At 71.1% G+C, this 22,801-nt stretch carries 18 protein-coding genes and 1 other RNA gene; 12 read left to right on the top strand and 7 right to left on the bottom strand.

Annotation, left to right across the window (positions count from 1 at the left end):
- Positions 1–130 precede the first annotated feature (130 nt).
- Positions 131–727 (top strand): superantigen-like protein SSL4, encoded by a 597-nt coding sequence (locus WN71_RS21230; protein WP_046590685.1) that lies wholly within the window; start codon positions 131–133, stop codon positions 725–727.
- Between the two features lie 124 nt (positions 728–851).
- Here WN71_RS21230 and WN71_RS21225 read toward each other — a convergent pair whose 3' ends face one another.
- Positions 852–1,043 carry a hypothetical protein gene (locus WN71_RS21225; protein WP_046590690.1) on the bottom strand — a complete coding sequence of 64 codons (192 nt, stop codon included), beginning with the start codon at positions 1,041–1,043 and terminating at the stop codon, positions 852–854.
- 253 nt (positions 1,044–1,296) lie between these two features.
- On the opposite strand from WN71_RS21225, the gene ftsE reads away from it, so the two are divergent.
- From ftsE to ssrA, 5 genes are all read left to right on the top strand, one after another.
- Positions 1,297–1,986 (top strand): cell division ATP-binding protein FtsE, encoded by a 690-nt coding sequence (ftsE, locus tag WN71_RS21220; protein WP_030943440.1) that lies wholly within the window; start codon positions 1,297–1,299, stop codon positions 1,984–1,986.
- 32 nt (positions 1,987–2,018) lie between these two features.
- Entirely contained in the window at positions 2,019–2,936 is a 918-nt protein-coding gene (gene ftsX, locus WN71_RS21215) for a permease-like cell division protein FtsX (protein WP_046590693.1), read from the top strand.
- 68 nt (positions 2,937–3,004) lie between these two features.
- Positions 3,005–4,210 carry a S41 family peptidase gene (locus tag WN71_RS21210; RefSeq protein ID WP_206300112.1) on the top strand — a complete coding sequence of 402 codons (1,206 nt, stop codon included), beginning with the start codon at positions 3,005–3,007 and terminating at the stop codon, positions 4,208–4,210.
- A gap of 80 nt (positions 4,211–4,290) precedes the next feature.
- Complete coding sequence (gene smpB, locus WN71_RS21205; RefSeq protein WP_046590719.1) at positions 4,291–4,863, top strand: SsrA-binding protein SmpB; 573 nt, start codon at positions 4,291–4,293, stop codon at positions 4,861–4,863.
- Between the two features lie 80 nt (positions 4,864–4,943).
- Positions 4,944–5,330: a transfer-messenger RNA gene (gene ssrA, locus WN71_RS21200) on the top strand.
- 152 nt (positions 5,331–5,482) lie between these two features.
- Here the strand turns inward: ssrA and WN71_RS21195 are convergent.
- The 6 genes from WN71_RS21195 to WN71_RS21170 form a co-directional block, all read right to left on the bottom strand.
- Positions 5,483–6,496, bottom strand: a complete 1,014-nt coding sequence (locus tag WN71_RS21195; RefSeq protein ID WP_079177999.1) for a LacI family DNA-binding transcriptional regulator — start codon at positions 6,494–6,496, stop codon at positions 5,483–5,485.
- A gap of 28 nt (positions 6,497–6,524) precedes the next feature.
- On the bottom strand, positions 6,525–8,789 hold the full coding sequence (gene yicI, locus WN71_RS21190; protein WP_046590701.1) for an alpha-xylosidase: 2,265 nt from the start codon (positions 8,787–8,789) through the stop codon (positions 6,525–6,527).
- Positions 8,790–8,800: 11 nt separating this feature from the next.
- Positions 8,801–9,625 carry a carbohydrate ABC transporter permease gene (locus tag WN71_RS21185; RefSeq protein WP_046590703.1) on the bottom strand — a complete coding sequence of 275 codons (825 nt, stop codon included), beginning with the start codon at positions 9,623–9,625 and terminating at the stop codon, positions 8,801–8,803.
- The gene (locus tag WN71_RS21180) at positions 9,622–10,587 is read right to left on the bottom strand and encodes a carbohydrate ABC transporter permease (RefSeq protein ID WP_046590707.1); all 966 of its coding nucleotides are present in this window, start codon (positions 10,585–10,587) and stop codon (positions 9,622–9,624) included. The genes WN71_RS21185 and WN71_RS21180 overlap by 4 nt, the downstream gene beginning before the upstream one ends.
- Complete coding sequence (locus WN71_RS21175) at positions 10,584–11,876, bottom strand: ABC transporter substrate-binding protein (protein WP_206300111.1); 1,293 nt, start codon at positions 11,874–11,876, stop codon at positions 10,584–10,586. The genes WN71_RS21180 and WN71_RS21175 overlap by 4 nt, the downstream gene beginning before the upstream one ends.
- Positions 11,877–12,813: 937 nt before the next feature.
- Positions 12,814–14,124 (bottom strand): MFS transporter, encoded by a 1,311-nt coding sequence (locus tag WN71_RS21170; protein WP_046584604.1) that lies wholly within the window; start codon positions 14,122–14,124, stop codon positions 12,814–12,816.
- A gap of 94 nt (positions 14,125–14,218) precedes the next feature.
- On the opposite strand from WN71_RS21170, the gene WN71_RS21165 reads away from it, so the two are divergent.
- The 6 genes from WN71_RS21165 (at position 14,219) to WN71_RS21140 (ending at position 22,630) form a co-directional block, all read left to right on the top strand.
- The gene (locus WN71_RS21165; RefSeq protein WP_046584603.1) at positions 14,219–15,184 is read left to right on the top strand and encodes a LysR family transcriptional regulator; all 966 of its coding nucleotides are present in this window, start codon (positions 14,219–14,221) and stop codon (positions 15,182–15,184) included.
- A gap of 320 nt (positions 15,185–15,504) precedes the next feature.
- Complete coding sequence (locus WN71_RS21160; protein WP_143074862.1) at positions 15,505–16,230, top strand: hypothetical protein; 726 nt, start codon at positions 15,505–15,507, stop codon at positions 16,228–16,230.
- The gene (locus WN71_RS21155) at positions 16,230–18,434 is read left to right on the top strand and encodes a bifunctional polysaccharide deacetylase/glycosyltransferase family 2 protein (RefSeq protein ID WP_046584601.1); all 2,205 of its coding nucleotides are present in this window, start codon (positions 16,230–16,232) and stop codon (positions 18,432–18,434) included. Before WN71_RS21160 ends, WN71_RS21155 begins: the two co-directional genes overlap by 1 nt.
- The gene (locus tag WN71_RS21150) at positions 18,431–19,705 is read left to right on the top strand and encodes an acyltransferase family protein (protein ID WP_046584600.1); all 1,275 of its coding nucleotides are present in this window, start codon (positions 18,431–18,433) and stop codon (positions 19,703–19,705) included. Before WN71_RS21155 ends, WN71_RS21150 begins: the two co-directional genes overlap by 4 nt.
- A 264-nt stretch (positions 19,706–19,969) precedes the next feature.
- Positions 19,970–21,328: a nitrate/nitrite transporter gene (locus tag WN71_RS21145; RefSeq protein ID WP_046584599.1), complete on the top strand. Its 1,359-nt coding sequence runs from the start codon at positions 19,970–19,972 to the stop codon at positions 21,326–21,328.
- A 126-nt stretch (positions 21,329–21,454) separates the two neighbouring features.
- Positions 21,455–22,630 (top strand): uroporphyrinogen-III synthase, encoded by a 1,176-nt coding sequence (locus WN71_RS21140; protein WP_046584598.1) that lies wholly within the window; start codon positions 21,455–21,457, stop codon positions 22,628–22,630.
- Positions 22,631–22,801 lie beyond the last annotated feature (171 nt).

Below are 22,801 nucleotides of genomic sequence, written 5' to 3'. Positions count from 1 at the left end.
GTGAAGCGTGGCATGCGTATCTCTGGGGCGCATGTGAACCGGGGGGCTTCGCACACGCAGTAGCCGACCCCGTCGATCACGGCCCCGGGCGCCGCCTCACCGACGAATCGCTACTGGGGGTAGCAAGCAGATGACGAAGAAGACGCGGATCCGGGTCGCGCGCATAGCCGCCGGCGTCGTGATCGCCGCGGGTGCCTCGCTGACCGCGGCCGGCGCGGCCTCGGCCCTCGACCTCGGCGTGACCCTGGACGCCTCGGTGGCGTCCCCGGACGACCCGACCGACGACCCGACGGCGACCGACCCCGGCACGGAGATCCCCACGGACCCGGCCACCTCCGAGGCGCCCACCGACCCGGCCACCAGCACCGCCCCGGACCCGACGGAGTCGGAGCCGACCGAGCCCACGCAGGAGCCCACCGAGCCCACGGACGACCCGACGGACTCCACCGGCACCCCGACCGACGGCTCGACCAGCGGCAGCGGCAGCAGCGGCGGCGGCAACAACACCGACCCCGACGGCGGCACCTCCGCGCAGGAGGAGGGCTCCTCGGCCCTCACCGACACCGGCTCGGACACCACCGCCCAGGGCGGCGACAGCGAGCTCGCCGAGACCGGTGCGGGCCAGACCGTGTTCCTGCTGATCGGCGCCGCGACGATGATCGCCGGCGGCATCGGCTTCCGGGTGCTGCCGCGTCTGGCGGGCGGCCGCGGCGGAGCCGCTGCCTGAGCGTGGCCGCACGGGTGCGCCGCGTGCGCGCCCGATGACGGCAACGGGCCCGGAGCGTCTCGCTCCGGGCCCTTCGCGTGTTCCTGGGGCTCTCAGGGCCGGCCGGCCCGCGTCCCGGCGTCCGTCAGGCGGTCTGGTGCGCCAGCAGCGCCACGGCCGCGATCAGCACCGCCAGCAACGCGATGAGAGCCATCGGGTTCAGCCCCGACATGAAGTTCTCCTGCTGCAGCCGTGCGCGGTTGGCGCGGCACACAGGGCACCGGCCCTCGCTCACGGGCGACGCACAGTTCGCGCACACCAACCGGTCGTACGTCATGCGCTCGCCCTCCTTGCACCGGTCAACTCTCTCCACAACGTCCCCGCGACCGAGAACGTTCCCCTCTCCACTGTCCCAGATTCCGCGGCATCCTGCGGCGCCGAAGCCAGGAGCGCTCCCGAGAGGCTTTTCCGGCCGAGTCCGCAGGTACAAAAACGCACAACCCTCACGCAACCTGTACCGGCGCCTGCGCTCGCACACCCGGGTCGCGTATGGTCACGCTCATCTACCCCCGGCGACCCGTGGTGCACCCGTGATCCGATTCGACAACGTCTCCAAGGTCTACCCCAAGCAGACCCGCCCCGCACTCAGGGATGTCTCCCTGGAAGTGGAGAAGGGCGAATTCGTGTTCCTGGTCGGGTCCTCCGGCTCCGGCAAGTCCACCTTCCTGCGGCTCATCCTCCGCGAGGAGCGGTGCAGCCACGGTCAGGTGCACGTCCTGGGCAAGGACCTCGCGCGGCTGTCCAACTGGAAGGTGCCGCAGATGCGGCGCCAGCTGGGGACGGTGTTCCAGGACTTCCGCCTGCTGCCCAACAAGACCGTCGCCGAGAACGTGGCCTTCGCGCAGGAGGTCATCGGCAAGTCCAAGGGCGAGATCCGCAAGTCCGTGCCGCAGGTGCTCGACCTCGTCGGGCTCGGCGGCAAGGAGGACCGGATGCCCGGTGAGCTGTCCGGTGGTGAGCAGCAGCGCGTGGCCATCGCGCGCGCCTTCGTCAACCGGCCCAAGCTGCTCATCGCGGACGAGCCCACCGGCAACCTCGACCCGCAGACCTCCGTCGGCATCATGAAGCTGCTCGACCGGATCAACCGGACCGGCACCACCGTGGTGATGGCGACGCACGACCAGAACATCGTGGACCAGATGCGCAAGCGCGTCATCGAGCTGGAGAAGGGCCGCCTCGTCCGCGACCAGGCCCGCGGCGTCTACGGCTACCAGCACTGACGCTCCACGACGGAAAGGCATAACCCGACGCCATGCGCGCCCAGTTCGTTCTGTCGGAGATCGGAGTCGGTCTCCGCCGCAACCTGACGATGACCTTCGCGGTCGTCGTCTCCGTCGCCCTGTCCCTGGCCCTGTTCGGCGGTTCGCTGCTGATGAGCGACCAGGTGACCACCATGAAGGGCTACTGGTACGACAAGGTCAACGTCTCGATCTTCCTCTGCAACAAGAGCGACGCCGAGTCGGACCCCAACTGCGCCAAGGGCGCGGTGACCGACGACCAGAAGACACAGATCAAGGCCGACCTGAACAAGATGTCGGTCGTGGAGAAGGTCTCCTACGAGTCGCAGGACGAGGCGTACAAGCACTACAAGGAGCAGTTCGGCGACTCCCCGCTGGCCAGCTCCCTCACGCCGGACCAGATGCAGGAGTCGTACCGCATCAAGCTGAAGGACCCGCAGAAGTACCAGGTGATCGCGACCGCCTTCGACGGGCGCGACGGCGTGCAGTCCGTGCAGGACCAGAAGGGCATCCTGGACAACCTCTTCGGCCTGCTGAACGGCATGAACTGGGCCGCGCGGGCGGTCATGGCGCTGATGCTGGTGGTCGCCCTGATGCTGATCGTCAACACCGTGCGCGTCTCCGCCTTCAGCCGCCGCCGGGAGACCGGGATCATGCGGCTGGTCGGCGCCTCCGGCTTCTACATCCAGGCGCCGTTCATCATGGAGGCGGCGGTCGCCGGACTCATCGGCGGCACGGTCGCCTGCGGATTCCTGGTGGTCGCCCGGTACTTCATCATCGATCACGGCCTGGACCTGTCCCACAAGCTCAATCTGATCAACTTCATCGGCTGGGACGCGGTGCTGACCAAGCTGCCGCTCATTCTCGCCACGAGCCTGCTGATGCCCGCGCTTGCCGCGTTCTTCGCGCTGCGCAAGTACCTGAAGGTGTGACACATACCAAGAGGGCCGAACGGTCAACCAACCGTTCGGCCCTCCTGTGTTGTCCTAGACTCACCGCCATGTCAGGTCGTGACCTGTTCTGTCAGCCCCGCCGCATCCGCCGCGGGGCCGCCCTGACATTGGTGTTCACCAGTGTGCTCGTCGCGGGCGCCGCCACCGGATCGTTCCCCGGCACCGCCCGGGGCGACGACAACGAGGGCGCCGGCGCCGCCCGTTCGGCCGCCCGGCACGCCGCCCCGACCGGCGGCGAGGACGTGCAGAAGGCGGCCGCCGACGCGCTGGCCGACGGCAAGTCCCCCACCGAGGCCGCCGAGCGGGCCGTGAGCCGCAGTGGGGACCGCTGGGGCGCCGTCTACTCCCCGGGCGAGTACCAGGAGTTCCAGGAGGCCCTCGACGGCCAGTACACCGGCGTCGGCCTGTGGGCGCGGCGCGAGCGGGACGGCCGTATCGAGATCACCAAGGTGCAGTCCGGATCGCCGGCCGCCGACGCGGGGCTGCGCAAGGGCGACCGGCTGCGCAGCGTCGACGGGAAGAAGGTCGACGGGGAACCGGTGACCGAGGTCGTCTCCTTACTCCGCGGCGACGCGCAGGACGCGCCGGCCGGCACGACGGTCACCCTCGGGCTGGAGCGCGGCAGACGCACGTGGACCGAGACGCTGCGAAGAGCGCGCCTGTCCACCGACTCCGTGACCGTCCGCAAGCTCCCCGACGGCGTCACCGTCATCAAGATCGCGTCCTTCACCAAGGGCGCCGGGGACGACGTCCGCACCGCGGTGCGGCAGGCCCCGCCCGGCGCGGGGGTCATCCTCGACCTGCGCGGCAACTCCGGCGGCCTGGTCACCGAGGCCGTCACCACCGCCTCCGCCTTCCTCGACGGCGGTCTGGTCGCCACCTACGACGTCGACGGCACCCAGCACGCCCTGCACGCCGTCACCGGCGGCGACACCGGCCGACCGCTGGTCACCCTCGTCGACGGCGGCACGATGAGCGCGGCCGAGATGCTCACCGGCGCCCTCCAGGACCGCGGCCGCGCGGTCGTCGTCGGCTCCCGCACCTTCGGCAAGGGCTCCATCCAGATGCCGAGCCGGCTGCCCGACGGTGCCGTCGCCGAGCTGACCGTCGGGCACTACCGCACCCCCTCCGGACGTGCCGTGGACGGCAAGGGCATCACCCCCGACCTCCAGGACGACCAGGTCGACCAGTCGGACGAGGGCGCGATCGCGCGCGCCGAGACCGTGCTCAGCGGTCTGGGCGACGCCCCGTGACGCGCGGCTGACCTGCCGGTAAACCGCTTCCCTCGCACCCCCTCCGTAGTGCGAAAATGGAGGGCACTATGGCCAAGGGAATGTACGTACCGAAAGAGTCCCAGCAGAAGCAGCAGGGGACGCCCGCCCACGCCAGGGACGGCGAGAAGGGCGGCAAGCGCAAGATCGTCGCGCAGAACAAGAAGGCGCGGCACGACTACGCGATCGTCGACACCTACGAGGCGGGCATCGTCCTGTCCGGCACCGAGGTCAAGTCGCTGCGGCAGGGCCGGGCCACGCTCGTGGACGGCTTCGTCCAGATCGACGGCAACGAGGCGTGGCTGCACAACGCCCACATCCCCGAGTACAGCCAGGGGACCTGGACCAACCACTCGGTGCGCCGCAAGCGCAAGCTGCTGCTGCACCGCGAGGAGATCGACAAGCTGGAGGCGAAGTCCCAGGAGACGGGTCACACCATCGTGCCCCTCGCCCTGTACTTCAAGGACGGCCGGGCCAAGGCGGAGATCGCCCTCGCCCGAGGCAAGAAGGAGTACGACAAGCGGCAGACCCTGCGCGAGCAGCAGGACCGCCGGGAGAGCGACCGCGCGATCGCCGCGGCCAAGCGACGCCAGCGGGGCGCGTGTTCCCGCGGGGCGCGTGACCCGCGGGAATAGGCTGGCCCCGTCGTGCGCTGATCCCGTACGATGGTCACGACACCGGGTGGAAGCCGGTGCGCGCATTGAAAAATCAACATGGGGATGATCGGTTTCGACAGCGGCTGTCGAAGCAGGGGAAGCGTGTCGAGGAAGCGGCAATGATCTCGTTAACCATATGTCGCAACCAATAATCGCCAATTCCAAGAGCGATTCCCGCGCCTTCGCCCTCGCTGCCTAATAAGCAGTGAGTGAAGGCCCTAACGGGTGTCAGACCGGGGATGTTCCCGACCCGGACCCTGGCATAATCTAGGGGACTAAACCATCCGGCCCGGTCACGGGGTCGGATGGGAAACCAAACAGTGACTGGGCCCGTCGGCGACTTGTTCGCGTGATTGCCGGGGCCGAGAAAATCACAGCGAACTGCACACGGAGAAGCCCTGATTCTGCACCGTTGGACGCGGGTTCGATTCCCGCCATCTCCACCACCCCATGTGTGACGAGGCCCCGCTGCTCAAAGCAGCGGGGCCTTCGTCGTGTCCGGGCCGGGCGCGCCACGGCCCACCGCGCGCGCCCGGCCCGGAACGGCCCGAACGGCCCGGGCGGTCAGGCGCCCGGACCGTCAGGGCGGTCCGCCGGGTCAGAGCGCGTCGCGCGGGGCCGTGCTCCCGCGGTCGGTCAGCCGCGGCGGCAGCAGCGTCGCCTCCGGGACCGAGTCCGAGCCGTTCAGCTTGCGCATCAGCAGCTGCACCGCCCGCTCGCCCAGCTCGGCCGAGGGCACCGCGACCGAGGTGACCGGCAGCCGCAGCGACCCGGCCAGCTCGTCCGGGCAGATCGCGGTGACCGACAGATCGCCCGGGATGCGCAGGCCCAGCTGCTCGAACGCCTCGACGAGCGGTTCCAGCACGGCCTCGTTGTGCACGACGACACCGGTCAGCGCCGGCTGCTCGCGCAGCAGCCGCTCGGCGGCCGCGCGGGCCGCCGCCGGGTCGGCCTCGCACGGGTGGACCGACGACACCATGCCGTTGCGGTCGGCCGCGGCGGTGAACCCCTCCACCACCCGCTGCGCGAACGCGGTCTGGCGCACGTACACCTCGGGCGGCGAGCCGACCAGCGCGACCGCCCGGTGCCCGAGCCGCGCGAGATGCTCCACGCACAGCTCGCCGGCCGCCTTGAAGTCGAGGTCGACGCAGGTCAGCCCGGCCGGTTCGAGCGGGAAACCGATCATCACGGACGGCCGCTCCAGCGACCGCAGCAGCGCGAGCCGCGGGTCGTGGAGCTGGACGTCCATGACGATCAGGGCGTCCACCAGGGCGCTGTCGGCCACCCTGCTGAGCCCTTCCTCGCCCTCCTCCTGGGTCAGCAGCAGCACGTCGTGGTCGTACTGCCGGGCCGTGGTCACCACCGACACCGCGAACTGCATCACCACCGGCACGTGGATGCCGGCCCGCAGCGGCACGACGAGCGCCAGCACGTTGGAGCGGTTGCTGGCCAGCGCCCGCGCGCCGGCGTGCGGACGGTAGCCGAGTTCCCGGATGGACGCCTCGACCCGCTGCCGGGTGTCGTCGGAGATCGGGCGCTTGCCGCTCAGCGCGTAGGAGACGGTGCTGGGGGAGACCCCGGCGTGCCGGGCCACATCGGTGATCTTGACCATCAGGCCGGCACCGCCACGCATGGCGTCATCAGCCCAGCTCCAGCGTGAGGAAGCCGGTGCCCGCCTCCGCCCGCGCCGTCCGGTCGCCCGCGGCCAGCGCCCACGGCGCCGACGGGTCACTGGACGTCGCGCGCAGCGTGTCGCCCTCGCGGACGACGGTGAAGGTCACGTCGCCGACCGGCACCTCCACCCGGGCACCGCGCGCGAGTTCGTAGGCCCGCAGCGTCACCCCGTCCGCGTAGTCGTAGTCCGGCCGGTCCTCGACCGCCCCGACCGGGATCACCGCGCCGGGCCTGACCAGCAGCGGCACGCTGTCGAAGCCGTGCGTCTCGCGCACCCAGCGCGGACCGGTCACCGTCCGCCCACCGAGGTAGTGGGTCCAGGTCCCCTCGGGCACGTAGTACGTCACGTCGCCCTCGTCGCTGAAGACGGGGGCCACCAGCAGGTCCGGGCCGAGCATGTACTGCCGCTCCAGGTGCGTGCACCCGGGGTCGTCGGGGAACTCCAGGACCATCGCCCGCATCATCGGGGTGCCCTCGGTGTGCGCGGTGCGCGCGGCCTGGTGCAGATACGGCATCAGACCGAGCTTGAGCCGGGTGAACAGCCGCAGCACGTCCACCGACTCCTCGTCGAACAGCCACGGCACCCGGTAGGAGGAGGAGCCGTGCAGTCGGCTGTGCGAGGAGAGCAGGCCGAACGCGATCCACCGCTTGAACACCCCGGGCGACGGGGTGCCCTCGAAGCCGCCGATGTCGTGGCTCCAGAAGCCGAAGCCGGACAGGCCCAGCGACAGACCGCCGCGCAGCGACTCCGCCATCGCCTCGTACGACGACTCGCAGTCGCCGCCCCAGTGCACCGGGAACTGCTGGCTGCCGCCGGTCGCCGAGCGGGCGAAGACCACCGCCTCCTCTTCACCGCGGTGCTTCTTCAGCACGTCGAAGACGGTCTGGTTGTAGAGGTGCGTGTAGTAGTTGTGCATCCGCTCCGGGTCGGAGCCGTCGGCCCACGCCACGTCCGTGGGGACGCGCTCGCCGAAGTCGGTCTTGAAGCAGTCCACGCCCTGTTCCAGCAGCGCCTCCAGCTTGGCCGCGTACCACTCGCGCGCCGCCGGGCTGGTGAAGTCGACCAGGGCCATGCCCGGCTGCCACAGGTCCCACTGCCACACGCTGCCGTCGGGCCTGCGCAGCAGATGGCCGAGCGCCTTGCCCTCCGCGAACAGCGGGGAGCGCTGCGCGATGTAGGGGTTGATCCACACGCAGACCTTCAGGTCCTTGTCGTGCAGCCGGGCGAGCATCCCCTCCGGGTCGGGGAAGACGCGCGGGTCCCACTCGAAGTCGCACCAGTTGAACTCGCGCATCCAGAAGCAGTCGAAGTGGAAGACGGACAGCGGAAGTTCGCGCTCCCGCATCCCGTCGATGAAGGACGTCACGGTCTTCTCGTCGTACGACGTCGTGAAGGACGTCGACAGCCACAGGCCGAAGGACCACGCGGGCGGCAGGGCCGGACGGCCGGTCAGCGCCGTGTACTTGCGCAGGATCTCCTTCGGGTCGGGGCCGTGGATGACGTAGTACGTCAGCTCCTGGGCCTCGACGCTGAACTGGACCCGGGAGACGTTCTCGGAGCCGACCTCGAAGGAGACCTTGCCGGGGTGGTCGACGAAGACGCCGTAGCCGGCGTCCGTCAGGTAGAACGGGACGTTCTTGTACGCCTGTTCGCTGGAGGTGCCGCCGTCGGCGTTCCAGATGTCGACGACCTGGCCGTTCTTCACCAGCGGCCCGAAGCGCTCGCCGAGGCCGTAGACCGCGGTGCCGACGCCGAGGCCCAGTTGCTCGCGCAGATAGTGCGCCCCGCTCGCGTCGCGCATGATGCCCATGCCCTTGGAGCCGCTGGAGGTGAGGACCCGGCCGCCGGCCAGGAAGTCGACGCGCCAGTCGCCCTTGCGGGCAACCCGCACCGACAGGTCACCGGCGGTCAGCGTCGCGGTGTCGTCGTCGTACGACACCTGGGTGCCGGCGTCCTCCGTGCGCACCTCGAACCGCGGTCCCCTCGGCTGCTCGCCCGCGAAGTGGGTGAGGGTGAGGCCGATGACACCGGGCATCGGCGCGTGCGCGCTGATCGTCACGACCGGTCCCTTCAGCAGGTCGCCGCGGTGGCGGATGGGCTGGGTCGGCGCGTGGATCTCCAGCGAACGGCCCGAGGAGCCGTCCCCGAGGGCGGTGACGTCGAGCACCTCGACCGGGTGGGCCGCGGTGACGCCCTCGCGCAGCAGCCAGTAGCCGTCGGTGAACTTCACGTGGGGGGTCCTTACTTCACAGCACCGACGGCGATGCCGCGGGTGAGGGTCCGTTGGAAGACGAGGAAGAAGACCAGGGCCGGCAGCACGCCGAGCAGGGCGGCCGCGTTGGTCATCGTGGCGTCCATCAGCCGCTGCCCCTGGAGGACACCGAGCGCCACCGACACCGTCTGGTTGTCGTTGGAGATCAGCATGACCAGCGGGAGCAGGAACTCGTTCCAGGTCCAGATGAAGAAGAAGACCATCAGGACGCCGAGGGTGGGCCTGCTCACCGGCACCACGATCCGCCAGAGCACCTGCCAGGTGGTCGCTCCGTCGATCTTGGCCGCCTCGATGATCTCGCGCGGGAACTGGCCGAGCACCGAGGAGAGCAGATAGGTGCCGAACGCCGCCTGGATCACCGTGAACACGATGATCACGCTCAGCCGGGTGTCGTAGAGCCCGACCTCCTTGGCGAGGTAGTACACCGGGTAGACCAGCGCCTCCTGCGGCAGCATGTTGGCGAGCACGAAGAACGCCAGCACCCAGGTACGGCCCTTGATCCGGCCGATGCCGATCGCGTACGCGTTCAGGATCGACAGCAGGGCCGCGAGGATCGCCACCGAGCCGCTGATCAGCACCGAGTTGAAGAGTTTCTGGCCGTAGTCGACGCGCTGCCAGAAGTCCTTCAGGCCGTCCAGGTAGAGGCCGTGGGGCATGCTCAGCGGGCCGTGCTGGGAGTACTCGGCCGGCGACTTGATCGCGTTCATCAGCACGATGAGGAACGGCAGAACCATGAACAGTGCCGCGATGCACAGGGCCACCAGAACGGGCCAGCGGCGAAGGGCCGTCGTCATGAGCGCACCCCTTCCTCCGCGTCCTCGGCGCGGGTCTGGAGTTTCAGCCCGATCAGGGCCAGGACGAGGATCACCGCCGTGAGCACGGTGGAGATCGCGGCGCCGTAGCCGACCTGGGTCTTCTCGAAGAACGTGCTGAAGGAAAAGTACGAGGGCACGTCGGTCGCGCCGCCGGGTCCGCCCTTGGTCAGCACGTACACGGCGCCGAACACCTTGAGCGCGGCGATCGAGCACCAGGTCAGCACGACGTAGATCTCCGGGCGGATCTGCGGCAGCGTGATGTGCCAGAACCGGCGCCACCAGCCCGCGCCGTCCAGCTCGGCCGCCTCGTGCAGACCGGGGTCGACGCGCTGGAGGCCCGCCATGAAGACCACGAGCGGGAAGCCGAGCTGCACCCAGACCATCACGCCCATCACGCTGTACAGCGCGATGTCGGGGTCACCGAGCCAGTCCTGCTGCCAGGAGCCGAGGCCGATCGCCTTCAGCAGGGCGTTGAGCGAGCCGTTCTCGGGGGCGAGGATCCAGCTCCACACGATGCCCGCGACGGCGATCGGCAGCACCTGCGGGAGGTAGAAGCAGGCCCGCAGCACGGCGACGATCCGGCTGCCGAAGTGCTTGCCGACGAAGTCGAAGAGGGCCGCGGCCAGGACGAGTCCGACCGCGGTGGGGATCGCGGCCATGGCCAGCACCATGAAGAGGCTGTGCCGGAAGGACGCCCAGAACTCGCTGTCGTCCCACAGCTCGCGGTAGTTGGCGAGGCCGGTCCACGAAGGGGTGCCGACGCCCTGCCAGTTGGTGAAGCTGATCCCGGTGTTCATGAGGAACGGCACGATGATGATCGCCGTGAAGGCGATGATCCCGGGGATCAGGAACAGTGCGTAGGAGTCGCGCGGGCGACGCGGGTGACCGGCCTTCACCTGTCGGCCGGTCACCTGCCCGCCGCGTTCGGCGGTCACCGTCATTGCTGCGGTACGCCCTTGTCGTACGCCTTCTGGAGGTTGTCCAGGTAGGCGTCGGGCTTCTCGCTGCCCGTGATCAGCTTCTGCGTCTCGGAGACGAGGGTGTCGTAGAAGCCGGCCACCGGCCAGTCGGGGTAGAAGGCCAGGCCGTCACGGCTGGAGAGGGTGTTGTAGTTCGAGATCAGGGTCTTGGTCTTGGGGTCGGTGATCGCGGAGGCGTCCGCGGCGACCGGGACGCCGCCCTTGTTGCCCAGCAGGTTCTGGATCTTCTTCGACATGGTGATGTCGATGAAGTCGTAGGCCAGGTTCTTGTTCTTGGCGCCCTTGGGGACCACCCACAGGTTGCCGCCGGAGCCCAGGGTCAGGTTCGAGCCCGGGAACAGGCCGGAGTCCCAGTCGAACTTGGCCTCGGACTCGAAGCGGCCGTACCACCAGCTGCCGGAGAACAGGATCGGGGACTTGCCCTGGATCCAGGAGACGCCCGCGTCCTCGGCCTTGGTGCCGCTGGAGGTCTTGGCGATGTAGCCCTTCTTCACCCAGTCGGCGAAGGTGTTCGCCGCGTAGGTCCAGGCCGCGTCGTGGAAGTCGTTCTTGCCCTTGTACAGCTCGTACTTGTCGACCCAGGTGCGGTCGGCCTTGGAGAGGGCGAGCTGGTAGAGGTACTGCTGGGCCATGTACTCGGCGCCGGCGTTGGCCAGCGGGGTGATGCCCTTCGCGACGAACTTGTCCATCGCGGCGGTCAGTTCGTCGTACGTGGTCGGCTCGGCGATCCCGTACTTCTTGAACATGTCCTTGTTGTAGAAGGCCATCGTGTACTCGGCGTAGTTGGGCACGCCGTACCACTTGCCGGAGCCCATGACGCCGTTGCTGTCGTACTGGCTCGTGGTCTTCACGCCGGCGCTGAGCTTCTTGTCCCAGCCGCGCTTGGTGGCCTCGGCCGTGAGGTCGGTCAGCAGTCCCTGCTTGGAGAGCAGGCCCGCGGTCGCGTTGCCCTTGTTGTACTCCATGATGTCGGGCGCGTCCGAGGAGTTCAGCACCATCGACGCGGTCTTCTGGATCTGCTCGAAGCCCTTCGCCTCGAACTTCACCGTCACGCCCGGGTGGGTGGCCTTGAACTCCTTGATGGCCTCGTTCCAGGCGATGCCCATCGCGCTGTCGGAGCCTTCGTAGTGCCACAGGGTCAGCGTCTTGCCGTCGGACGACTCGCTGTCCGAGTTGCCGCAGGAGGTCAGGAGCAGTGATCCGGTCAGGATCAGTGCCGAGGCCACCACACGCCTTCGTGCCGTAAACATCCCGTTCCTCCTGGGGAATCGGATGGGGTGGGTCGGGGTCGGGAGGGGTCGAGCGTGAGGCGCGGGGATGTTTCGCGGGTTGTCGATTCGGTCATCGAATCGATTCGACGCGAAACGTCGAAGCGCTTCGACGGAGGAAGGTATGTAGGGGCTGCGACGACGTCAATGGGTCCGGCAGGAATTTGCCAAGCGGGTCGACAAATGGGGGTGGGTTCGCCCGGGATGGCCCGATTGCGCCCACCCGCGCCGCCGGCACCGGCGCCCCTGCGGGTGCTTTTCGCGCCGGTCCCCGCGCCGCTGGGGCGTGCGGGGCCGGTGCCCCGGAAGGGGTGCGGGGAACTGCGCGCCCAGCCCCCACCGGCCCGCGGCCCGCGAGCATCGCACAGTGCCCCCGTGCGGCTCCGTCGTGGCTGGTCGCGCAGTTCCCCGCGCCCCTTGGGGTGGCCCGGGTGGCCGTGCCCCGGAGGGGCCCCGCCGGGCCGCGGTCGGCGAAGTTCGCACAGTGCCCCCGTGCGGCGCCGTCGTGGCTGGTCGCGCAGTTCCCCGCGCCCCTTTCGGGGCACGGCCACCTGCGCCCCCGCAAGGGGCGCGGGGAACTGCGCGAAGGAGCCCCACCGGGCCGCGGGATCGTCCACAGGCCGGGTGGCCCCTGCAAGGGGCGCGGGGAACTGCGCGAAAGGGCCCCGCCGGGCCGCACGCTCCAGCCGCGCAGGGAACGGCGCGAAAGGGTCCCGGGCCGCGGGTGTCGACGGCGCGGATGGGCCCGCCGGGCCCCGGTCGGGGCCCGGCGGGGGTGTCCGGCGGACGGGGCCGGACGGTCCGGGCGGGGCGGGTGGCCGGGCCCGCCCGGAGGTCTGTGCGGGGTGGGTGGCCGGCCCCGGTCGGAGGTCTGTGCGGGGTGGGTGGCCGGCCCCGGTCGGAGGGCTGTGGGGCGGGGCTAGGCCGGGACGGGACGGGTGGCCGACGCCGCCCCGACCGCCAGGGCCACGGCCGCCGCCACGACCGGCACCCCGAACCCCGCCGCCGCCCCCACGTGCTGCGCCGTCCAGCCGCCCGCCGCCGACCCCGCGCCGATGCCCCCCAGCAGCCCGGTGACCGCGAGGCTCATGCCCTCGTTGAGGCGGCCCTCGGGCGTGCGCCGCTGGAGGACGGTCATCGCGGTCACCATCGTCGGCGCGGTCGCCATCCCCGCGACGAGCAGGGCGGGCGCGAGCGCCAGGAGCGAGCCGCCGGTGCGCGCCGAGAGCAGCGGCAGCGACATCAGCACGGCCATCGCCGCCAGGCACCACGGAAGCCTCCGCTCGGCCGGACCGGCCGGCTTCAGCGCGCCGAACAGCAGGCCCGCGGCGCCCGAACCGGCGGCCTGGAGCCCGAGCACGACCCCGGCGGCGGCCCGGTGCCCGAGCGCGTCGGCGTAGGCGATGGTGACCACCTCCATCGAGCCGAACACGGCCCCGGTGGCGACGAACTGGGCGAGCAGCGGCGGTATGCCGGGCGCGCGCAGCGGCGACCGGGACCGGGCGCGGCCGCCGGGCGGCGGTTCGGTGGAGCGCTGCGCGGCGAACAGCAGCATCCCGGCCAGCAGCAGCACCGCCCCCACCAGCGTGCCCGCCTCCGGGAAGAACGTCCCGCACAGGAAGGCCGCGAGCACCGGCCCGAGCATGTAGCAGACCTCGTCCGCGGCCTGCTCGAAGGAGTTCGCGGTGTGCAGGGCCGCGGGGTCGTCCGCGACCAGGCGGGCCCAGCGGGCGCGGGACATGCCCCCGGTGTTGGGGGTGGTCGCGGTGGCGGCGTACGCGGCGAACAGGGTCCAGTCGGCGGTGCCGTAGTGCACGCACAGCAGCAGCGCGAGACTGCCGAGCGCCGAGCACGCGGCGGCCGGCACGGCGACGCGGGCCTGGCCGTGCCGGTCGACGAGGCGGGCGATCCACGGCCCGGTCACGGCGTTCGCCGCGAGGCCCACCGCGGTGACCGCCCCGGCCAGCGCGTAGGAGCCGCGCACCCCGGCGATCATGGTGACCGCGCTGACCCCGAACATGCCGCTGGGCAGCCGGGCGATCAGGCCGCCGAACGCGAAGGCGCGGGCGCCGCGCCGGGCGAACAGCCGGCGGTACGGGCCCGGCGGCCGTCCGCCGCCCCGGCCGCCGTGCCCGAAGCGGGGGCCGAAGTCGGCGGCGACCAGGGTGTCGGAGACGACGGTGAGCAGCAGGGGAGGGTCCGGCCGTGCGCCGGAGGTCGACGTGGACATGCCCTTACGGTCCTGCGAAAGGGATCAAGGGGTCCAACACCTTCTCCGCGCCTATTCACGCACTTCGGTTGTGAATCCTTGCTAGGTTCACCGGATGCCCGCCCACCTGGACCCCCGCCTCCTGCGCGCCTTCGTCACCGTCGCGGAGGAGCTGCACTTCACCCGCGCGGCCGCCCGTCTCTACGTCGCCCAGCAGGCGCTCAGCCGCGATGTGCGGCGCCTGGAGCGCGAGTTCGGCCGCGAGCTGTTCGTCCGTACGACCCGTCAGGTGACCCTGACCGGCGACGGCGAGCGCCTGCTGCCCTACGCGCGCCGGGTGTTGGAGGCGCAGGACGCCCTGCTCGCCGCGCTCGGGGAGAGCCGCCCGCTGCTGGTCGACCTCAACTCCCCTGGTCTGAGCACCGGTCGGCAGGTGCTGCACCGCGCCCGTGAACTCGCCCCCGAACAAGAGCTGATGGCCCGCTTCGAGAGCGGACTGACGCACGCGGCGGCCGAGTTGCTCGCGGGCCGCCTCGACGCCTCGTTCGGGCGGTTCGCGGGCCTCGACGCGGCGCTGCGCACCGGCCTCGCCCACCAGCCCGTGCGCTACGAGCGGATGGCCGTCGTGCTGCCCGAGGAGCACCGGCTGGCCGCCCTGGCCGCCGTACCGGTCGACGCGCTGGCGGGCGAGTCCGTCTACGCGGGCGCCGGCAATCAGCGCACCCCGGAGTGGACCGATCTCGCGCACCGGCTCTTCGAGGGGCGCGGCATCCGGGTCGCCCCGGCGCTGCCGCTCGCCGTCGGCGACGAGGAATTCGAACGCATGATGGCCCGGACCCGGAATCCCGTTCTCGCCGTGGTCGACTTTCCGCCCCTGCGCGGCATGGTGGTGCGCCCCTTGATCGACCCGGTGCCGCTGTCGCCCGTGTCGCTCGTGTGGCGAAAGGGGCTGGTGCATCCGGCGTTCGACGCTCTGCGCCGCGCCGCCGCCGAATTGACGGCTCGTGAAGGCTGGCTGGAGCGGCCCGCGGATGGATGGATTCCGGCCATAGACGTGAACATGGCGAAATCGCAATATTGACATGTGACGCACACGGATCACCCCAAGTGGGCTACAGTCATGAGACCTGAGCACACCGTGATAAATGGGGCGCTTGGGACCAGGTGGGGGCCTGGTTCCGTGGTGTGTGCTCCGACCCATATGCGCACCCGGATCATCCCATGGGGGGAATTGCGCACGTGAAAGACTGGCGAGAAGACGCCCAACCGGATCGGCCCTTCAGCACATCGGCGACACGAGAGTCGTCGAGGGCGAAGACCGACCGGACGGCGCTCCACAAGACCGGAAGCACGAGGGCCCGCGGCGGCCGGCGCACGGAGCCGCGCGCCGATCTGATGGACGTGCGGCAGCCTCGGGACCCGTGGAACGAACCGGCACCCGACCCGAACGAGGTCACCGTCCAGCTCGACAGCGCCCCGGACCCGTCCGGCGGCGCGCCGGCCCCGAGCGCCTCGGACAGCCCCGTCTTCGTGGACGCGTCCGGCCGCCGCAGCCGCAGATTCCGCAGGATCGGCCTGTTCGTCGGCGTGGCCTGCGCGGTCTACGCGGCGGTCATCGTCGTCACCCTGATGTCCGGCAACTCCAGCGCACCCTGGCTGCCCGTCCCCGGGCAGGGCGGCGGCAAACCCGCGGGCAAGGTCGACCCCTCCCCGTCACCCTCCGGTTCGGCGAAGCGGTCCGGCGACGAGGCCGCCCCGGTCGTCCCGGGCGCCGCGCCCACCGTCGACGCCACCAGCTCCGCGCCGCCCGGCGCCAAGGCGTCCGCCTCGCCCAAGGCCTCCAAGTCCGCCTCCCCGAAGGCGTCGACGAGTCCCAAGCCGAGCGCGTCGAAGACGACGAAGGCACCGGGCAGCGGTTCGGGCGTCACCCAGCCGACCACACCGGCCACGACGGCGACCACGCCCGCGGCCAACCAGTCCAGCACGCCCGCCACTTCCACGCCCACCCCGACCGAGAGCACGGGCGGCTCGGGCAACGGCTCGGGCACCGTGGCGAACGGCGGCAGCGACCCCGCGCCCCTCGCCACGACCTCCGCCGCAGCCACCCCGACGGGGAGCCTCGCCTGATGCCCTCCCGTTCCCGCCGCCAGCAGCACCAGCACCGGGCGGCCGGCACCGGCCGCTCCCGTCCCCGGCTGCGTCTGCGCCTGCTGCTGCCGCTCACCCTGCTGCTCTCGATCGTCGCGATGCTCATGCTCCGCGGCTACGTGCACAGCGAGATCCTCGCCGACCACCGCATCCAGCCCGAGGCCGCCACCGACAAGGTGCCGGAGAAGATCCTCGACGGCGGCCCGGTGATCGACACTCGCAGCGGCCGCACCACCAGCCTCAGGGTGCCCGACCACCGGATCGTCCTCACCTTCGACGACGGCCCCGACCCGACCTGGACCCCGAAGGTCCTCGACGTCCTCAAGAAGCACCACGCGCACGCGGTCTTCTTCGTCACCGGCACCATGACCTCGCGCTACCCCGAGCTGGTCAAGCGGATCGTCGACGAGGGCAACGAGGTCGGCGTGCACACCTTCGACCACCCCGACCTCTCCTACCAGTCCAAGAGCCGCATCGACTGGGAGCTGTCCACCACCCAGCTCGCCATCAGCGGCGCCGCGGGCGTGCGCACCTCGCTGTTCCGGCCGCCGTACTCCTCCTTCGCCGACGCCATGGACGACAAGTCCTGGCCGGTCACCGAGTACATCGGCACCCGCGGCTACATCACCGTCGTCAACGACATGGACACCGAGGACTGGCAGAAGCCGGGCGTCGACAAGATCGTCCAGAACGCCCAGCCCAAGAACGGCAAGGGCGCGGTCGTCCTGATGCACGACTCCGGCGGCGACCGGCACCAGACCGTCGAGGCCCTCGACAAGCTGCTGCCCGAACTCCAGGCCAAGGGCTACCGGTTCGACAACATCACCGAGGCCCTCGGCGCGAAGAGCGCGCTCACCCCGGTCACCGGGATCGACCTGTGGAAGGGCCGCGCCTGGATCTTCCTGGTGACGGCGTCCGACGACGTCACCGACGCCCTGACCGTCTGCCTCGCCGTCGTCGGGGCCCTGGTCATCGCCCGCTTCGGCCTGATGCTGCTGCTCTCCGTGCTGCACGCGCGCCGGGTGCGCCGCCGCGGCTTCCGCTGGGGCAAGCCCGTCACCGAACCGGTGACCGTGCTGGTGCCGGCGTACAACGAGGCCAAGTGCATCGAGGCCACGGTCCGTTCACTGACCGCGAGCGACCATCCGATCGAGGTGATCGTCGTGGACGACGGCTCCTCGGACGGCACCGCGCGGATCGTGGAGGACCTCGACCTGCCCGGGGTGCGGGTGGTCCGGCAGGTCAACGCGGGCAAGCCGGCCGCCCTCAACCGCGGTGTGGCGAACGCCAGTCACGACCTGATCGTGATGATGGACGGCGACACGGTCTTCGAGCCGTCCACCGTCCGCGAGCTGGTGCAGCCCTTCGGCGACCCGCGCGTCGGCGCCGTGGCGGGCAACGCCAAGGTCGGCAACCGCGATTCGATGATCGGCGCCTGGCAGCACATCGAGTACGTGATGGGCTTCAACCTCGACCGCCGCATGTACGACGTCCTGCGCTGCATGCCGACCATCCCGGGCGCGGTCGGCGCCTTCCGCCGCACCGCCCTCGAACGCGTCGGCGGCATGAGCGAGGACACCCTCGCCGAGGACACCGACATCACGATGGCCATCCACCGCGACGGCTGGCGCGTGGTGTACGCGGAGAACGCCCGCGCCTGGACCGAGGCGCCCGAGTCGGTCCAGCAGCTGTGGTCCCAGCGCTACCGCTGGTCCTACGGCACCATGCAGGCGATCTGGAAGCACCGCGGAGCGCTCCTCGACCGGGGCCCCTCGGGCCGCTTCGGCCGCGTCGGCCTGCCGCTGGTCTCGCTGTTCATGGTGGTCGCCCCGCTGCTCGCGCCGCTCATCGACATCTTCCTGCTCTACGGCGTGATCTTCGGCCCCACCCAGAAGACGATCATCGCCTGGCTGGGCGTCCTCGCCGTCCAACTGGTCTGCGCGGCCTACGCCTTCCGCCTGGACCGCGAGCGCATGACCCATCTGCTCTCGCTGCCCCTCCAGCAACTCCTCTACCGGCAGTTGATGTACGTCGTCCTGCTCCAGTCCTGGATCACGGCGCTCACCGGCGGCCGGCTGCGCTGGCAGAAACTGCGGCGCACCGGCGTCCTGGGGGCGCCCGGCGGCGGCCCCGTGTCCGACCGCGAGTCCCGCAGCAGCGGTGAACGGAGGCCCGTGGCATGACCCACGGATACCCGACCGGCGCGAGCGCCGACGCCACCCCGGCCTTCGGCATCCCGCGCCAGCCCGTGGCGGAGATGCCGCCCGCCCCCGAGGAGCAGCCGCCCGCCCGGCGGTCGGTGCCGGGCCGCGACCGCTACCTGGACCTGCTGCGCACCCTCGCCCTGATCCGGGTGGTCGTCTACCACCTGCTCGGCTGGGCCTGGCTGTCCATCGTGTTCCCGTCCATGGGCGTGATGTTCGCGCTCGCCGGCTCCCTGATGGCGCGCTCGCTCAAGCGGCCCGCGCTCAGCGTGATCCGCGGCCGGCTGCGCAGGCTGCTGCCGCCGCTGTGGGCCTTCAGCGCGGTGGCGCTGACCATGATGTTCGCGGCCGGATGGAAGCCGTCGAAGGACCCCGACCTGGGCGGCGGCTGGCACGTCGTACAGGTGCTGGACTACTTCCTGCCCGTCGGCGCTCCGCCCTACCCCGAGCACCTCGGCTCCGACTCCGGACTTCTGGACGCCAGTTGGGCCGAGCAGGCGGCGGGCCCGCTGTGGTACCTGCGCGCCTACATGTGGTTCGTGATCGCGACCCCGCTGATCCTGTGGGCGTTCCGGCGGGTGCCCTGGGCGACCCTGCTCGCCCCGCTCGCCCTGACGGCCGTCGTCGGCACGGGGATCGTCACCATCCCCGGCGAGACCGGCAACGCCGTCACCGACTTCGTGGTCTTCGGCGGCTGCTGGACCCTCGGCATCGCCCACCACGAGGGCGTGCTCCAGAAGGTCCCGCGCTATCTCGCCGTCTCCTGCTCGACGTTGCTGATGGCCTTCGGCCTGTGGTGGGCCTCGGGCCATCACGGCCCGGACGGCTGGGACCTCAACGACATCCCGCTGGCCCAGGCCACCTGGTCGTTCGGGTTCGTCGTGATCCTGCTCCAGTACTCCCCGTCGTGGCAGGAACTGCCGGGCCGGCTGGCGCGCTACGACCGGCTGGTGACCCTCTCCAACAGCCGGGCCATGACCATCTACCTCTGGCACAACCTGCTGATCATGCTGACGGTCCCGATCATCGACCAGCTGTACAGCCTGCCGTTCCTGCAGAGCGACACCGACGCCTCGGCGATCACCTCGGCGTACACCTGGCTGATGTTCCTGCTGGTCTGGCCGCTGATCGCGCTGGCCATCCTCGCCTTCGGCTGGATCGAGGACCTCGCGGCGAAGCGCAGCCCCCGGCTCTGGCCGGACGGCGCACCGCGCGGGCGCGCCAAGCGCCATGCGGTGGCGGGGCCGTAGCGCACCACCCGTCACCCCGAGCGACCACGGCGCCGCCGCCCCCGATCCGGGGCGGCGGCGCCCTCGCGCGTCCCGCGCGCGGGCGCGGGCGCGCGTGACCGGCGGGGGGAGGCCGCTCGTTCTCACCGGAGGACCCCCGGCCGAGTGAGAGCAACGTTCCCTTCCGGTCACTCACAGCCACATGAGGGAAACGCGCCCTTTCTACCTTCGGGTCTCGTCACCGCTCAGCACCCCATCCGAGCCCCGGAGCACCGTGGAGGCGTCATGACCGTCGCTGGTACAGGCCGCTGGATCCAGCAGTGGGATCCCGAGGACGAGACCTTCTGGAACACGACGGGGGAGCGGACCGCCCGGCGCAACCTCGCCTTCTCCGTCCTCTCCGAGCACATCGGCTTCTCGATCTGGACCCTGTGGTCCGTACTGGTCCTGTTCATGGGACCGGAGTACGGGCTGACCCCGGCCGACAAGTTCCTGCTCACGTCGATGGTCACCCTCGTCGGGGCGGTCGTCCGGGTGCCGTACACCTTTGCCGTGGCGGTCTTCGGCGGCCGCAACTGGACGGTGATCTCGGCCAGTCTGCTGCTCGTCCCGACCATCGCCGCGTTCGCGGTGATGCACCCGGGGACCTCGTTCTCCACGTTCCTGTGGACCGGGCTGCTCGCCGGCATCGGCGGCGGCAACTTCGCCTCCTCGATGACCAACATCAACGCCTTCTTCCCGCTGCGCAAGAAGGGCTGGGCGCTCGGGCTGAACGCGGGCGGCGGCAACATCGGTGTCGCGGCGATCCAGTTGGCCGCCCTCGCCGTCATCGGCGCGAGCGGCGGACCGCGGGTGCTGCTCGGGATCTACATCCCGCTGATCGTCGTCGCCGCCGTGCTCGCGGCGCTGTTCATGGACAACATCGAGAACGTCAAGAACGACACCGGCGCGGCCAAGGACGCCGCCCGGGACCCGCACACCTGGATCATGTCCTTCCTCTACGTCGGCACGTTCGGGTCGTTCATCGGCTACAGCTTCGCCTTCGGGCAGGTGCTGACCACCCAGTTCGGCCGTACGCCGCTGCAGGCGACGTACCTGACCTTCATGGGCCCGCTGCTCGGCTCCCTGATCCGGCCGGTGGGCGGCCTGCTCGCCGACCGTCTCGGCGGCGCGCGGATCACGCTGTGGAACTACGTCGCCATGGCCGCCGCGACCGGTGTCCTCGTCGTCGCCAGCATGAACACCTCGCTGCCGCTGTTCGTCACCGCGTTCGTCGTGCTGTTCGCGCTCGCCGGCATCGGCAACGGCTCCACCTTCAAGATGATCCCCGGCATCTTCCACGCCAAGGCGCTCGCCCGGGGTCTGGACGGCGAGGAGGCCGCCGCCCACGGACGCCGGATCTCCGGGGCCGCCATGGGCCTGATCGGCGCGGTGGGCGCGCTCGGCGGCGTCGGCATCAACCTGGCCTTCCGGCAGTCCTTCCTCTCCTACGGCTCCGGCACCGGCGCCTTCGTCGCCTTCCTCGCCTTCTACGGCGCCTGCTTCGCGGTGACGTGGGCCGTATACCTTCGACGTCCGGCCGGGGAAACCCGCACCGAAACGGCCGCCGAGGCGAAGCCCCAGCTCAGCTACGCCGAGGTGTGACGTAACACCGGCGACACGGAGCCGAACCGAGCCTGTCACGCGGCGTTGACAGGCTCGACCGGCATTGCACGACCCCGTACGGCCCCCGTGCGGCGGGTACCACCACTCGAGTTCGGGACGTAAGCCATGGACGACGCACAGCAGCGACCGGACCGACCGGACCGGCCCGAGGCTGACGGGCCCGGCCCGCTCGCGGGGTTCACCGTCGGCGTGACCGCCGCGCGCCGTGCCGACGAGCTCGGCGCACTGCTCAAGCGGCGCGGCGCCGCCGTCCTGCACGCCCCCGCCCTGCGCATCGTGCCGCTCGCCGACGACAGTGAACTGCTCGCCGCGACCAAGGACTTGATCGACCAGGCGCCGGACGTGGTGGTCGCCACCACGGCCATCGGCTTCCGCGGCTGGGTGGAGGCCGCCGACGGCTGGGGGCTCGGCGAGCAACTCCTCGACCGGCTGCGGCGGGTGGAGCTGCTCGCCCGCGGCCCCAAGGTCAAGGGCGCCATCCGGGCCGCCGGGCTGACCGAGCAGTGGTCGCCGTCCAGCGAGTCCATGGCCGAGGTGCTCGACCGGCTCCTGGAGGAGGGCGTCGAGGGCCGCCGGGTCGCCGTACAGCTGCACGGCGAGCCGCTGCCCGGGTTCGTGGAGGCGCTGCGGGCGGGTGGCGCGGAGGTGGTGGGGGTGCCCGTGTACCGGTGGATGCCGCCGGAGGACATCGGGCCGGTGGACCGGCTGCTCGACGCGGTCGTCTCGCGCGGTGTGGACGCCGTGACCTTCACCAGCGCGCCCGCCGCCGCGTCGCTGATGTCGCGGGCGGAGGAGCGGGGCCTGCTCCCCGAGCTGATCGGGGCCCTGCACCACGACGTGCTGCCGGCCTGCGTCGGACCGGTCACGGCGCTGCCGTTGCAGGCCCGGGGCCTGGACACGGTGCAGCCCGAGCGCTTCCGGCTCGGGCCGCTCGTGCAGCTGCTCTGCCAGGAACTGCCGGGCCGGGCCCGGACCCTGCCGATCGCCGGGCACCGGGTGGAGATCCGCGGGCACGCGGTGCTGGTGGACGGCGAGCTCAGGCCGGTGCCGCCGGCCGGCATGTCCCTGCTGCGCGCGCTCTCCCGCCGGCCCGGCTGGGTGGTGGCCCGCGCGGAGCTGCTGCGCGCGCTGCCGGGCGCGGGGCGTGACGAGCACGCGGTGGAGACGGCGATGGCCCGGCTGCGCACCGCGCTCGGCGCGCCGAAGCTGATTCAGACGGTCGTCAAGCGGGGGTATCGGCTGGCGCTGGATCCGGCGGCGGACACCAAGTACGCGGGGTAGCCCTACGGGCGGTTCGGCTGGGGGGTTGGGGGTTGGGGGGTGTGGGGCGGCTCGGGCGGTGTCCCGGGTGCGGGTGGGTGGGGGCTGGTCGCGCAGTTCCTCGCGCCCCTGGGGTGGCTGGGCGTCGTGTTCGGGTGCGGGTTGCCGGTGGCTGGTCGCGCAGTTCCTCGC

This window comes from Streptomyces mangrovisoli (genome assembly GCF_000974985.2).
Classification (GTDB): domain Bacteria; phylum Actinomycetota; class Actinomycetes; order Streptomycetales; family Streptomycetaceae; genus Streptomyces; species Streptomyces mangrovisoli.
Note: the sequence above shows the minus strand (reverse complement) of the source record. Positions and strands in the feature narration are given on the sequence as shown.